Origin of the sequence: Hymenobacter fodinae (assembly GCF_004745825.1) — a bacterium.
Lineage (GTDB): Bacteria > Bacteroidota > Bacteroidia > Cytophagales > Hymenobacteraceae > Hymenobacter > Hymenobacter fodinae.
Genome location: NZ_SRLA01000002.1, coordinates 632,510 through 644,752 on the forward strand (window position 1 = coordinate 632,510; position 12,243 = coordinate 644,752).

12 protein-coding genes are annotated in these 12,243 nt (G+C 55.9%); 1 reads left to right on the top strand and 11 read right to left on the bottom strand.

What is annotated here, in order from left to right; genetic code table 11:
• Positions 1 to 26: 26 nt before the first annotated feature.
• The 5 genes from EU556_RS09935 to EU556_RS09955 form a co-directional block, all read right to left on the bottom strand.
• Positions 27 to 230, bottom strand: coding sequence for a hypothetical protein (locus EU556_RS09935; RefSeq protein WP_135433705.1), 204 nt, complete (start codon positions 228 to 230; stop codon positions 27 to 29).
• A 280-nt stretch (positions 231 to 510) separates the two neighbouring features.
• Positions 511 to 1,938: a TolC family protein gene (locus EU556_RS09940; protein ID WP_135433707.1), complete on the bottom strand. Its 1,428-nt coding sequence runs from the start codon at positions 1,936 to 1,938 to the stop codon at positions 511 to 513.
• A 100-nt stretch (positions 1,939 to 2,038) separates the two neighbouring features.
• Positions 2,039 to 5,125: an efflux RND transporter permease subunit gene (locus tag EU556_RS09945; protein ID WP_135433708.1), complete on the bottom strand. Its 3,087-nt coding sequence runs from the start codon at positions 5,123 to 5,125 to the stop codon at positions 2,039 to 2,041.
• Between the two features lie 103 nt (positions 5,126 to 5,228).
• Positions 5,229 to 6,404 (bottom strand): efflux RND transporter periplasmic adaptor subunit, encoded by a 1,176-nt coding sequence (locus EU556_RS09950; RefSeq protein ID WP_135433710.1) that lies wholly within the window; start codon positions 6,402 to 6,404, stop codon positions 5,229 to 5,231.
• 280 nt (positions 6,405 to 6,684) lie between these two features.
• Positions 6,685 to 7,179: a YciE/YciF ferroxidase family protein gene (locus EU556_RS09955; protein WP_210116257.1), complete on the bottom strand. Its 495-nt coding sequence runs from the start codon at positions 7,177 to 7,179 to the stop codon at positions 6,685 to 6,687.
• Positions 7,180 to 7,355: 176 nt separating this feature from the next.
• On the opposite strand from EU556_RS09955, the gene EU556_RS09960 reads away from it, so the two are divergent.
• Positions 7,356 to 7,718, top strand: coding sequence for an MGMT family protein (locus EU556_RS09960; protein WP_135433712.1), 363 nt, complete (start codon positions 7,356 to 7,358; stop codon positions 7,716 to 7,718).
• 124 nt (positions 7,719 to 7,842) lie between these two features.
• Here the strand turns inward: EU556_RS09960 and EU556_RS09965 are convergent, their stop codons facing one another.
• The 6 genes from EU556_RS09965 to xseA all read right to left on the bottom strand — a co-directional run bounded on the left by EU556_RS09965 (position 7,843) and on the right by xseA (position 12,216).
• Positions 7,843 to 8,259, bottom strand: coding sequence for a response regulator (locus EU556_RS09965; protein WP_135433714.1), 417 nt, complete (start codon positions 8,257 to 8,259; stop codon positions 7,843 to 7,845).
• A complete protein-coding gene (locus EU556_RS09970) occupies positions 8,256 to 9,068 on the bottom strand; it encodes a sensor histidine kinase (protein ID WP_135433716.1) in 813 nt (270 codons plus the stop codon). Before EU556_RS09970 ends, EU556_RS09965 begins: the two co-directional genes overlap by 4 nt.
• A 164-nt stretch (positions 9,069 to 9,232) precedes the next feature.
• Entirely contained in the window at positions 9,233 to 9,853 is a 621-nt protein-coding gene (locus tag EU556_RS09975) for a hypothetical protein (RefSeq protein ID WP_135433718.1), read from the bottom strand.
• 70 nt (positions 9,854 to 9,923) lie between these two features.
• Positions 9,924 to 10,298, bottom strand: a complete 375-nt coding sequence (locus EU556_RS09980; protein ID WP_135433719.1) for a hypothetical protein — start codon at positions 10,296 to 10,298, stop codon at positions 9,924 to 9,926.
• A gap of 200 nt (positions 10,299 to 10,498) precedes the next feature.
• Positions 10,499 to 10,726 carry an exodeoxyribonuclease VII small subunit gene (gene xseB / locus EU556_RS09985; RefSeq protein ID WP_135433721.1) on the bottom strand — a complete coding sequence of 76 codons (228 nt, stop codon included), beginning with the start codon at positions 10,724 to 10,726 and terminating at the stop codon, positions 10,499 to 10,501.
• Between the two features lie 17 nt (positions 10,727 to 10,743).
• On the bottom strand, positions 10,744 to 12,216 hold the full coding sequence (gene xseA, locus EU556_RS09990) for an exodeoxyribonuclease VII large subunit (protein WP_135433723.1): 1,473 nt from the start codon (positions 12,214 to 12,216) through the stop codon (positions 10,744 to 10,746).
• Positions 12,217 to 12,243 lie beyond the last annotated feature (27 nt).

Genomic DNA, 12,243 nt, shown 5'->3' on the forward strand with positions numbered 1-12,243 from the left:
TCATGTAGTTGATATGCGGCGTGAGATTAGTACGCCTTGTATGCTTTGTACGTCCGGTATACGGGGCGGTGCAAGCGGTTGTGTCCTTTGATTTTGGCTCGTACGCTGGGCAGCAACCGGCCATGCTTGCCAAAGGGCAGTACCGAAGCGGAGGCGTGAGGAGTGGCGGCGAGAACAGTACCAGCTACGAGCGAGAGAACCAGGAAGAAGCGGCAGATAGAAGCAAACATGACAATAGGTTGAGAAGATGGAGAGGGTAGAACAGCTATCTTTTCATCAAGCCATTCCGGATTAGCTCTGACGTAAAAGGTTCCCAAACCTACTTCCTAGGCCACCTGTTGTGCTGCATTTTTCGGTGGGCCCAAGCCGCAACCCAGTTAATGGTAGATTTTCCTGAGTGAATGAATAGTAGTATAGGAATAGACAAGTAGAGAATCCGTGCAAAGCGGCTTACAGCAAAAAGGAGCCATGGTAGTGGCTCCTTTTTCTGATGAAAATATGCAGATGAGACTATTGGGTCGCCCCGTCTAGCACTAGGCCACTGCTGAGGCGACGCAGCACAATCTCGGCCTGCTTGGCTTGGTAGCGGATATCCAGCAGGCGTACTTCGGCGTCGAGTTGGGTGCGCTGGGCTTCGCGCAGTGCAATGGGCGTGAGCAGACCCAGACGGTAGCGCTCCAGGGCAATAGCTACGTTCTCACGGGCCAGTAGAATGTTGGTTTCTTCCAGTTCTAGCAACTGCAGGCGGTTTTGATACTGCGCGTAGGCTTGTTCTGCCTGCGCATCCAGTTGCAACTGAGTTTGATCGAGAGCCAAGCGGCTTTGTACTTCCGCAATACGGGCATTCTGCTCCAAACGGTTGCGGTTGAACCCGTCGAAGATGGGAATGGAAGCCGTCAGACCATACGTGGGGCCAAATACGCGGTTTGTATTAGAACCCAGTACGCTACCAGTGGCCGTATTAATTAGGAAGGCGTTGTTGATGTTGCGCGTCAGACCGTAACCGCCCGTCAGGCCGAGCTGCGGGAAACGGCTAGCCCTAATTAGGCGCCGGTCATAGGTGGCAATATCGGTGCCCAAGCGGGCTTGTTGGAGACGCGGGTTGTTTTGCTTCACGGCCGCTAGCACCTCGTCGCGGTTCAGGGTTGTGGTCACCACAATTGAGTCGGCGGGCAGAAAATCAATACCAGGCGTGCGGCCCAGCAGCGTATTCAGGTTGATCTTAGCGGTTTGCAGTGCCTCTTGCTGCTGAATGAGTAGAGAGCGGTCGGCATTGTAATCGACGCGGGCCGTAAGCACTTCCACTTTGGCCGCTACGCCCACATCTACGCGGGCCTGAGTCAGATCAATGCGAGCCTGCCCGATTTTCAGGGCTTCCTCAATAGAAGTGATTTTACCGGCTTCGCGCACCACCACAAAATACGCATCGGTAATACTGGCAGCCGTTTCCTCTACCGTGGCGCGGGTAAGCTGACGTTGGCTTTGGTCTAATGTTTTAAGCCGGTCATAGGCGATGAACATACCTAGGCCATCAAAAATGGTCCAGGTACCGGCCACGTTGGCGTTGAGGGCGTTGGCCCGGCCGCCGTTGATAATTACTGGCCTAGACTGCTCGCGCTGCTGGCGGGTATTATTAATGTTAAAGGTGCGGGTAGCATTGCCATTTATTACTGGCAATTGGCCTGCATTGCCGCGCGTCACGTTGTTTTCGGCTATGCGCTCGTCTTGGCGGGAAAGGCGAATGTCGTAGTTGTTTTCCAGCCCAATGCGAATGGCTTCGGCCAGCGTAAGCCGCGGTGAGGCAGGCACCGTTTCGGGCTTCTGCGTCTGAGGCTTAGACTGGGGCTGCTGGGCCGGTTGCTGAGCGTAGGTAGCAAAGGGAGCCGCCAGAAATAGCCAAACGGGAAAAGCAGAAAAGCGACGGAGCGAAAAACGCATTGAAAAGCTATGCTAAATCTAAAAGACAGTTTTCCTACAGGGAAGAAAACGGGTAATAGTGAGAGAACAAACTAGGATGCTAGGCCTGGAGGAAGGTGGCCTAGGCCAGTACCGCTTGCTTTTCTTCTTCGGGAGCGGGGTGCTTGTGCTTCTTGGCTGTGGCGAAGTACGAGTACATTACTGGTACCACATACAGCGTGAGAGCAGTGGCGAAGAACAAGCCACCTACCACGCCAATACCCATGGCCCGGCGGCTAAGGGCCCCTGCGCCTGAGGCTACAGCAATGGGCAGAATACCTAGAATAGCGCACAAAGAGGTCATCAGAATCGGGCGGAAGCGGGCGGTAGCGCCTTCAATCAGGCCGGTCATGTAATCCTTGCCATGCTCTACCTGCTGGTTAGCAAATTCCACAATGAGAATACCATTCTTCGTTACCAGGCCTACGAGCATGATAATGCCAATCTGCGAGAACAGGTTAAGCGTCTGGTTGAAGTACCACAGGCTGAGCAAAGCGCCCGACAAAGCCAGTGGCACCGTTACCATGATGATAACCGGGTCGCGGAAGCTTTCGAACTGCGCCGCCAATACCAGATAAATGAGCACCAGCGCCAAGCCAAAGGCAAATACCAGCGACGAAGAGCTTTCCTGGAAGTCGCGGGAGGCACCAGACAGTTCGGTGGAGAAGGTGTCGTCGAGGTTTTTGTCGGCAATGGCCTGCATGGCGGCAATACCATCACCAAGGGTACGACCGGGGGCCAGCGAGGCGGAGAACGTAGCTGAGTTGTACCGGTTGAAGCGGTAGAGCTGGGGCGGTGTACTGCTCTCTTCCAACCGAATTACGTTATCGAGCTGGATCAGCTCACCGTTGGCATTCTTCACTGACAGCAACCGAACATCCAGGGGTTGGCTGCGGTCTTCGCGGGCCACCTGCCCGATTATCTGGTATTGCTTGCCTTCCCGGATGAAATACCCGTAGCGCTGTCCGCTCAGGCCCGATTGCAGGGTCTGACTGATGCTTTGCACCGATACGCCCAGGCTTTGCGCCTTTTCCCGGTCGATGTTGACGCGAAGCTCCGGCTTGTTGAATTTCAGGTTCACGTCTACGAACTGAAACGTGGGGTCTTGACGAGCGGCATCGAGAAACTTCGGCACGGCCGTGCGCAGCTTATCGAAATCCTGAGTCTGAATAACGAACTGCACTGGTAGGCCACCACCGCCACCGCCAATACTCTGGTCTTGCGAAACCGAGGTACGGGCCGCCGTCAGTTTCTTCACGCCGGCACTGAGCTTATCGGCAATTTGCTGTTGCTCCAGAGGGCGCTTGTCGGCATCCAGCAGCAGCACGCGGGCTGTACCCGAGTTAGAGCCGCCCCCAAAACCTGGCGACGTTACGGCAAATACGCTGCTCAGGCTCTGCTGCCCCGTCGAGTCCATGGCTAGCTTGGTGAGTTGGCTCATGTACGCATCCATAAACTCGAAGGAGGCACCTTCGGGACCGGTGGCGTTGATGTTCACCCGGCTCCGGTCTTCCACGGGAGCCAGCTCCGACGGAATCGCCTTCATGAAAAACCAGATGCCTACGCCGGTGCCAGCCACTACCACCCAGGCCAGCCAGCGGTTACGCAGGAAGGTTTCGAGACTTTCCTTGTATGAGCCAATCATCTTCTCGAAGAAGGGCTCCGTTTTGCGATAAAACCAGTTGTGCTTTTCCTCACGTTTCAGCAGGAGGCTGCACATCATAGGCGTCAGGGTCAACGACACGAAAGCCGAAATCAGCACCGAGCCTGCTACCACAATCCCAAACTCCCGGAACAAACGACCCGTGATACCCGTCAGGAACACTACCGGCAGGAACACGGCTGCCAGTACAATAGTGGTACTGATAACGGCCATCAAAATCTCCTCAGAGCCCTTGATAGCGGCCGTTTTGGGGTCTTCGCCTTCTTCAATACGGGAGTAGATATTCTCAAGCACCACAATGGCGTCGTCTACTACCAGACCAATGGCCAGCACGATGGCCAGCAGCGTGAGCACGTTGATGGAGAAGTTCATCAGGTACATCACGAAGAAGATACCTACCAACGAAACCGGTATGGCCACCACCGGAATAATGGTAGAACGCCAGTCGCGCAGGAACAAGAAAATGATGATAACCACCAGCACAAAGGCCTCAATGATGGTGTGCTCTACCTCATTAATGGATTTGCGGATGAAGACCGAGTTATCAAAGCCGGGCTTCAGCACCAAGTCTTTGGGGAGGTCTTTGCCATAGAGTTCAAGGCGTTTGTTAAATTCATCAGCAATATCAATTTGATTGGAGCCCGGCTGCGGAATTACCGCTAGGCCTACCATGGGCACCCCGTTTACCTTGAAGATGGTTTGGTCGTTTTCCGGATAAAGCTCCGCGTATCCGATATCTGACAAACGCACCAGCGAAGAGGCGTCCTGGCGGATAATGAGGTTGTTGAAGTCCTCAATAGTAGTCAGGCGGCCCATGGTCCGGAGGGTAAGCTGCGTTGCCTCGCCCTGTACGGAACCGCTGGGCAGCTCCACGTTCTCGCGGGTTAGGGCGGCTTGCACATCTACTGGTGATACCCCCAGGGCAGACAACTTTACGGGGTCGAGCCACAAGCGCATGGAGTACTTACGCTCGCCATATACCCGAATCTCCGACACGCCCGGAATGGTCTGCAGGCGCTCTTTTAGGGTATTGTTGGCGTAGTCAGTCAGCTCCAGCAAGTTGCGCTGGCTGCTGCTGAGGTAGGTCATTACAATGGGCTGTGAGTCAGCATTGGCTTTGCTCACAACCGGCGGATCGATGTCGCGGGGAAGGCGACCCTGGGCTCCCGAAACTTTGTCGCGCACATCGTTGGCCGCCGTTTCCAGGTCGGCGTCAAGGTCAAACTCGACAGTAATCTGGGTACGGCCGTCGCGGCTGTTAGAGGTAAGGTTCTTGATGCCTTGGATACCGTTCAGGGCTTCTTCCAGCGGCTCAGTTACCTGACCCTGCATTACATCGGCGGAGGCGCCGGTGTAGCTAGCCGATACCGTAATAATGGGTGGGTCAACGCTCGGATATTCCCGGATGCTCAGGTAGCGAAACCCAATCACCCCAAAAATCACGATGACCAAGCTCATCACAATGGCGAGCACTGGCCGGTTTATACTGGTGGAGGATAAGCTCATACGTCAAATACACTGAGTGTCTCGCTCTAAAAAACAGAATGGCCAACGGATAAAATACGGCTGCTGCGAGACCCCGCGCCGTCCGTTGCCCGCCATCAGGAGCTTACTTGGTGATTCTTACCGCGTCGCCCGGCTTCACCTGCAGAATACCAGTGCGGATGACCGTGTCGCCAACCGCTAGGCCATCCGTAATCTGAATCAGCTTTGCAGAGCGCACGCCAATCTTGACTTTCTTGGGCACCATTTTGCCCTTCTCCACCGTGTACACGCTGTACCCGGCGGCTTCTGGCACCACCGATTCGGTGGGAACCTGCAGCGCATCCGTCGATTCGCCCAATTGCAGGTTTACCTTCACAAAGGCACCCGGCCGCAGCTCGTTGTTAGTGTTGGCGTAGCGGGCGCGTACAGTTTGAGTCCGGCTTACCGGGTCAATCTGCGGATCGAGAGCGTACACTTTAGCTTCAAACTTCTTGTTAGAAGCCTCGTCGGTAATCGTAATCTGGTCGTTGGCCTTTACTAAGTTGGCAAAGCGGCTGGGCACCGTAAAGTTGATTTTCACGGGCTTCACCTTGGAGAGCGTAGTAATTTCAGCACCAGGGCTCACGTAAGTGCCCACTGTGGCAGTGGTGAGGCCTAGCACCCCATCGAAAGGTGAGCGCACGTAGGCTTTAGCCAATGAGGCCCGAAGGGTTTGCAGATCAGCCTGGGCGGTAAGCAACTGGTTGTTGGCCTGCTCATACTCCTGGGCGCTGATGTATTCCTTGTCGAGCAAAGTGCGCTGGCGGCGCTCCTGGTCGCGGTACAGCTTGATGTTATACTCCTGTTTGCGCAGGTTTGACTGAATTTCGTCGGCGTTGATGCTGAGCAGCAACTGGCCTTTGCGCACGGGCTGGCCTTCCCGAATATTGAGGTGGGTGATTTTGCCCGAAATTTCACTTTTAATTACCACCGACTCCTCCGCCAGAATGGAACCCGTTGCGGCTACCTCGTCGGCTAGGTTGGTGGCTTGCACCACGTATACCTGCACGGGTAGCTTTTGGCCGCCACCTTTGCCTCCTGGGCCTCCGCCACCAGGGCCGCCCTTGCCACCACCAGCGGCGCCCTTACCCCCGCCTTTCTCCGCGTTTTGCGAGGGGAAGTACTTCATCTTGATAAATACCAATGCGGCCAACACGGCCAGAGTAATAATCAGCCAAAGTATTCGCCGGCCGGCACCGCCGGAGCGAGGGGTATCGGTTTCAGTAGTAGCTATTTGCTGCTCGCGTTCTTGGGTTTGCATGTAATAGGGGGTGGATCCCAGCTTGATAGAGAAGTCTGTGGTCAGACGGGCAAAAGTGACAACGCTAACCGCAGGATTTGGGTTTGCTTTTAGCGGGGGTGGTGCAGTGGCAACCGGGGTAAGACGTACGAAACGCTCAATGGTTTACGCTGGCAACGGGGGTAAGACACAAAAAAAGCCCGCGGGTTGCAGGCTTTTCTTGTCCGGAGTGGTCCGGTATAGCACGTTAGAAAGGTGGCTGATCTGTGCCCTGGCTAGCAGAACTAGGCGCCACCGCTTCCTACATGGCTTTTTGGTTGATATAGGACTTCGCCAAGTCATTTAGCTTGGTATCGGTGAGTTGCTCTTCATCTAGCGTCTGGCGCAGGAGCTGAGCGGCCTCGTCGTAGCCCAAGCGCTCGGCGTAATGAGCTGCTGTGCCGTATCCGGAAATTTCGTAGTGCTCAATGCGCTGCGAAGCGGCAATGATGGCGGCATCCATTACTTCATCGGTGGCGCGCTCAGAAAGCGTTTTTTGTCCTTCCTTGATTAGGCCTTCCATGGCCTTGCAGGTTTCACCATCCAAGTCGATATCCATGGATTTGCCAATACGCTCTAGGCGCTCAACTTGCTGTTGCGTCTCCTTCAGGTGACGCTCGATGCCAGCGCGCAAGCGGCCATCCTTCGCGGCGGCAGCCATTTGGGGCAGCGCTTTCACCAGTTGGTTTTCGGCGCTATACAGATCTTTTAGCTCGTGTTGGAAGAGGTCTTCCAGGGTTTCCATTTTGTCAAACATAGCTAGGTAGGTGAAGGGTAGAAAAGAACAAGAAAATATGCTTGCCCCCTCGGGGTACAGCGTGTTTTCTTACGGGTGCTTTTGCACAGGGGTTGATATAAAAATCGGGCTTTTTAATACCGTTGAGCTTGATTTAGGGAATATCTTGGGGAGTAGTTTAGCCGTATCTTGCCCTCATGAAATCTTCCGATGCGCCTTCCAACGAAGGCCGTAATTTTTTTCAGGATGTGCACGAGGTAGTACGGCTGATTCCGCCAGGTCGCGTGAGCACATACGGGGCCATTGCCCACTACTTAGGAGCGCGGCATGGGGCGCGCATGGTGGGGTATGCTCTCATTGCGGCGGCCCCAGCACTAGGCCTAGAGAAAGTGCCCGCCCAACGCGTGGTAAACCGAAATGGCCTGCTGACCGGGCGGCACCACTTTTCAACCCCAACGGCCATGCAGGAAGCCCTGGAGGCCGAGGGAGTACGCGTAGAAAATGACCAAGTGGTAGAGTTTAAACGGCTTTTCTGGGACCCCGCCCAAGAGCTGGAATAAGTACTCCTGACAAAGCAAGTGGCCTACGCGGCCCCCTCCCTGGGCTTGGCAGGAAGTAGGCCGCGTAGGCCATGTAAGGTATCAGCTAAGCAGCAAGCCAGGGCGCTAGGCCACTCACAGGCGCTTAAAACCGAGCCGAAATAATGCGGTTGGCACGTGTGTCCTGGCCTAGCACGGCCAGAATAGCGCGGTGTACTTCCTCCGGACTAGCATTTTTGAGCAGGTAGCCGTGTGCTCCTTCGGCCCGTAGGCTGTCAATCAGCTCAGGCTCGTCGTGCATGGAGATGATAATGGTCCTGACTTGTGGGTACTGCACGCGTAGCAGGCGCACGGTTTGCAGGCCATCTAGCACGGGCATCTGCAAGTCCATCAGCACTACATCGGGCACAATACCTTGGTCGAGGCGCTCCAAGGCCTCTTGCCCGTCGCCAGCCTCAAAGGCCACCTCCATGTTGGGAAAGCCGCTGATTAGGGCGCTTAAGCCCTTGCGAAACAGAATATGGTCGTCAACAACGGCCAGACGAATCGGGGGTGTGGTCATGCAAAGGTGAGAGTGGAGGGCTGGCTACTAGTAAGATACGGGATAGGTAAGGAAATCCAAACACGGCTCCCTTCTCCTGCAGCCGACTCGTGGCGGAGGGTTCCGCGTAGTACGGCCACGCGGCTGCGTAGGTTGGTGAGGCCTAGGCCAGTACGCACGCCAGGAGCAGGTTGGGCTTCCACCACGGTGGGGTCAAAGCCAATGCCGTTGTCGGTGTAATGAATAGATAGATGATCAATACCGAATTCTACTTTCACCTCAATATGCGCGGCGTGGGCATGGCGTAGGCCGTTGCCCAGTAGCTCCTGCACCACCCGGTACACAATAAGCTCATACTTCGGATCGAGGCGGCGCGGGTTGCCTAATTGCTCCAGCACCACGTGGGTAGGCCCATCGGCGGGCATGGTGCGGGCCAGGGCATCAAGCGCGAAGGAAAGCCCAAATTTTTGCAGGGCGGCCGGCAACAGATTGCGCGAAATGCGCCGCACCTCGCTGATAGCCTGATCCAGCAGGGCCGAGGCTTCCTGGGTTAGCTCAGGTTGGGCCAGAATGTTGAGGTGCAGCTTTACAATGGCCAGGGTAGTACCCACGCCGTCGTGCAGGTCGCCAGCAATGCGGCGGCGTTCTTCCTCTTGCGCCAGCAAGGCCGCTTCTAGTGCTTGCTGCTGAGCCACCTCCTGCAGCGCCCGTAGCTCCTGCTGTTGCTGCAACAAACGACGTTGGTAGCGCACTACAAAGCCCACTATGCCCAGCGCCAGCAGCAGCAGGATAGGCGTAACGAGAACCAACGGGATAAGCGCGTCGGGCATTAGAATAAAGCGGCGACCAGTAGAATATTCAGCTGCCGAAGATACAGGGTTTTATCTGACTACATACCTCCGCAGTACCCGATATAGTACTGACACGATAGATGGCCGTTTTACACCTAAGCAGCCGCACGTAGGAGGAGGTATAGGCCTACACCTCAACCAAGTTAGTGCTGTGATGTAGCCACAGAAGGGCGAACTAGATAAAAGGTTCGGGTAAGCAGCAACGCCAAGATAAAGACTAGTACACTGCTTAATAAATAAACCAATCGGGTGTGCAGCTCGTCGTTGGTGGCAATAAACTGATTTGTAAAAAGAAAGACGGTAATGGTGCCGGCCAAATACAGCAATATGCCAATGGAAGCATTAAAAAGCGGCAAGTGCAGCAGCCGAGCGTGGTGCTGAGAGAATATTACTTCTTCAAAGTAGGCCAGAATAAGCCCTGTTATCAAAATGCTCTCGGCTAAATTGGTGTAGGAGTTTATTTGCTGAAAACCTTCTAAGTAAAACGAATCTAGAAGCGCAAACACAATAAAAGCAACTGTGAGGCCCCGGATGATTTTTTGCTGTTTTGGGCGATTGAAGGCATCGTGGAATACCTTCAGATAAATAAGTGATTCGGTAAATGTGCTCAGATGGGCAATGGGTAAGTTGTAGCGCCACAGGTAAATGCCGAGCTGCATCAACCAATAGGAAACAAAGAAGAAGGCGGGCAAAATGGCTAAAGTGCGTAGGCTGCCCGTGAGATAGTCCCGACGGCTCCATGCCATTCCGAGCGGAATGAGCATGGAGCAGTACACGACCAAGTCGCTGTAGATACCCACACGAATTATCCAGGAAGGTACCAATCGCGGGTTCTTATGAATTCAGGGGGTTCTCGATGCTGCAGCAAGGAGGGCAGGGGGGCAGATCGGTGACAACCGAGGTTGATGAGGGCTCAGATGCTCCGTCAGTAACTTCGGCGGCCCGCAAGGCACTGGTTATGCCCGTCTCGGTGATGATATCGTTTTCGTCTGCATCAATGCCCACTAAAATCAGCTTGCGGTTTCCCTGCTCATCTAGGCCATAGTACACCCGAATGCCCTCGCAGCCTGGCTGGTTCAGGATGGCTTCCAACTGCTGCTTTTTGATGCAATGGCCCTTAGGAGCATCGGGATGTTGGTTGCGATAGTTGCGGGTCCATTGGCTGGCTTGGCTGAGTTCAGAAGAAGGATCAGTAGAACTTGACTTCATAGGTGCGGCAAAGGGTGTGAAAAATTAAAACAGACAAATATATGGGACTCCCAAGCGCAAAATAGTACTGCGCTAGGTTTGGCCCAGGGAGTGGCCTAGCAAAACAAACGGCCTGAAGAAGGCCCAAGGAAATGGAACTGCCTTGTGTCGGCACCCATTTTCTTAGTCTTCCTCAGGCCGTTTCTAGGCCACTGGCTGTTTTATTCCTCGTCTAGTTCGTCGGAGTCATCCTCGTCATCTAGGTTCTCAAATACCTGATCAATAGCTGATTCGGCGGAGCGTAGCTTTTGCTTGCAGAGACGAATAAGCTCAGCCGAGCGCTGAACGCGGGCAGTAAGGTCGTCAACATCTACGGAGTCGGTTTCGAGGGCGCGCAGAATGGTCTCTAGCTCCTCGATGGCTTGGCGGTACGTAATGGGCTGGGGCATGGGTAATGCGGAATGCGCTAAGACAAGAATAAGGGAAGCTGCCCTTCGCTGGGCGTGCTAGCAGCTTTGCGGGAGCTATTAGCACCCGGCGACTTTGGTCGGGACGGAGGGGCGCTTGCGGCTACTAGCGCAAGAGGCTGTTCTACGGGGGGAGTAGAGGCCGTAACCTGCAACTGTAGCAACCGCAACTCGGCCTGATGCAGGCGCCGTTCAACGGCCAGTTGCAGCTCATAGCGGCGGCGCAACAACTGCTCGCCCCGGCGGCGGTGTAGGCGGCGGAAGCGTTGGGCTAGCGCCCGGCCAAACGTGCGCAAACGTCCTTCCTGGCTGCGTAGGCCAGTGCGGGCGGCCCGGTGCAGCTGGTGGCGGCGGCGCGTAAGTTGTTGCTCTTGCTGACGCAGCTGGGCGCGGGGCGCTCCGGCGGCCAACCGAATACGGTGGTGCAACGTCTCGCGGTGCTCCTGAAGCTGCTGGCGGGCGTTTTGATGCGCGCGGCGCAGCAGCCGGTTGAGGCGGTCGGCGGCGTCTTGCACGCGGGCCTGAGCTAGCTCCCGAATGCGGCCTCCGTACCCATCCAAGGCGGCTTCGAGGCGGGCGAGCCGTTCAATAAGGAAAGCGGCTACCGCAGTGGGCGTTTTAAGCGAAGTGTGCGCCGTAAGGTCGACCACCGCTTCATCCCGCTCGTGGCCGATACCGGTGAGTACCGGCAGGGGGAAAGCCCCAATGGCCGCCGCCAGCCCATAATCATCAAAAGCCAGCAAATCCGTTTTAGAGCCCCCGCCCCGGATAATGACCACGGCATCGTACTCGCGGCGGCGCAGCTTAATGGCCGCCAGCGCCGCCCGAATGCTCGCCGGCGACTCATCGCCTTGCATAGAAGCTGGGAACAGCGTCAGGGCAAAGTCGTAGGGCGCCTCGCGTAGCTGCTGCACGAAGTCTTGCCAGCCAGCCGCCGTGGGGGAGGAGATGACTGCCACCCGCTGCACCCCAATGGGCAGCGTAAGGCGGCGCTGCCGTTCCAGCAGGCCTTTGGCTTCCAGCTTACGTAGGGTTTCGAGGCGCTGCCGGGCCAGGTCACCAACGGTATAAGTGGGGTCGATGGCCACCACATCCAGCGAAAGACCAAACTGCTCATGAAACTTCACCTGCACGCGCAGCATCACCTTCAGGCCTACTTTCAGCGCTAGGCCAGTCTGCTCCTCAAAAGCGGGGGCTAGCTGTTGGTAACGCTGGCTCCAGATGGTAGCCCGCGCCTGGGCTTTGAGCTGGGCCCCGCGGCCGGTAGTGTGCTGGTCAGTGAGGGTGAGGTAGCAGTGGGCCCCATCGAAGCGCGGAACGGTGAGGTCAGCAATTTCCGCCAGCACCCAATAAGAGTCTGCAAACCGCTCGCTCAAGGTCTGCCGCACACGGGCCAGCAGCTCAGCCAGGGGCAGAGCTGCGGGGCGCGAAGCAGGTAGCCCCGGTTCGGGACGGCGGTTATAAAGCGGCATAGACTGCAAGTTACGGTGAGAAGTAAT